The organism is Bradyrhizobium sp. CCH5-F6 (genome assembly GCF_001556045.1).
Taxonomy (GTDB): Bacteria; Pseudomonadota; Alphaproteobacteria; order Rhizobiales; family Xanthobacteraceae; genus Bradyrhizobium.
In genome coordinates this window covers 1-1,499 of the sequence record NZ_LSIC01000084.1, presented here as the reverse complement: position 1 = coordinate 1,499, position 1,499 = coordinate 1, and the positions used below count along the sequence as shown (strand labels likewise).

Below are 1,499 nucleotides of genomic sequence, written 5' to 3'. Positions count from 1 at the left end.
CGATTCTGTTGAAAAAGGCCGCAGTTGCGACTCAGAGACAGCAGTGATTCAATCTGTCTAATTGGCAGGACTGAAGATCATGATGGGACATCGGCAAGTCGAACAGGCTGCTTTGTTCTATGAGTTCTCGCTCGAGAGGCACGTCCCTTCCGACCACTTGCTTCGCTCGATCGATAGATTTGTCGATCTTGAACAGATTAGACAGGACCTGGCGCCCTTCTACAGTAAGATCGGCCGCCCTTCGATCGATCCCGAGTTGATGATACGGATGCTCCTGGTCGGCTATTGCTTCGGCATCCGATCGGAGCGGCGTCTGTGCGATGAGGTTCACCTCAATTTGGCCTACCGGTGGTTCTGCCGGCTCGGCCTGGACGGTGCGGTGCCGGATCACTCGACGTTCTCCAAGAACAGACATGGTCGCTTCCGAGAAAGCGATCTCTTCCGTCGCGTGTTCGAGAACGTCTTGCAACGTTGCATCGAGGAGCGGCTGGTCGGCGGTGAAGGATTTGCCGTCGACGCGAGCCTGATCAAGGCCGACGCTAATCGGCAAAAGGGGATTGAAGGCGAAAAGGGACTCCCGCCGGAGGCGGCAGGCCGAGCGGTTAATGAGTATCTAGCTGTCCTCGATGATGCCGCTTTCGGTGCAGCGACGGAGGTCACGCCGAAGTTTGTATCGCCTGCCGATCCAGCGGCGCGCTGGACGGGCGCGCACGGCGGCCAAGCCTTCTTCGCTTACTCGACAAACTACCTGGTCGACGTCGAGAATGCGATCATCGTCGATGTCGAGGCAACCACCGCAATCCGGCAGGCGGAGGTGTTGGCTGCCAAACGCATGATTGAGCGCTCGCTCGAACGGTTCGACCTTTATCCCGCCCGGCTCCTCGGTGACAGCGGCTATGGCTCGGCCGAGATGCTCGGCTGGCTGGTTTACGAGCACGGGATCGAGCCGCACGTGACGGTGTTCGACAAGTCGGCCCGCGCGGACGGGACCTTTTCGCGCGAGGACTTCACCTATGATCACATCAGCGACGTCTATACCTGCCCCGGCGGCAAGATGCTGACCACAACCGGAACACTGGTGAACGATGGCGCAACGATGCTCTACCGGGCAAGCAAGTACGATTGCACCGGCTGCGCCTTGAAGGCTCGCTGCTGCCCCAAGGACCTTGTCCGCAAAGTGTCTCGCTCGATCTACGAGGGCGCTCGTGACATGGCGCGCGAGATAGCACGATCATGGGAGGGTCGTACTTCACGCCGGTTGCGCAAGAAGATCGAGATGCTGTTTGCGCACCTCAAGCGCATTCTCAAGCTCGACCGGTTACGATTACGAGGCCCAAACGGCGCACGCGACGAGTTCACTCTCGCAGCGACCGCACAGAACCTTCGGAAGATGGCCAAGCTGATCGCGATGCCTATCGCAAGGCCCGCATAGGGGCCACCTCGATCATTCCGCCCAGCCATTACAACGGAATACTGCCAGCCTTTTTCAACAGAATCGG

1 protein-coding gene is annotated in these 1,499 nt (G+C 59.0%); it reads left to right on the top strand.

What is annotated here, in order from left to right; translation table 11 throughout:
* The first annotated feature begins 79 nt into the window (after window positions 1–79).
* Window positions 80–1,432, top strand: coding sequence for an IS1182 family transposase (locus tag AX729_RS15565; protein ID WP_061024511.1), 1,353 nt, complete (start codon window positions 80–82; stop codon window positions 1,430–1,432).
* Window positions 1,433–1,499: the final 67 nt, after the last annotated feature.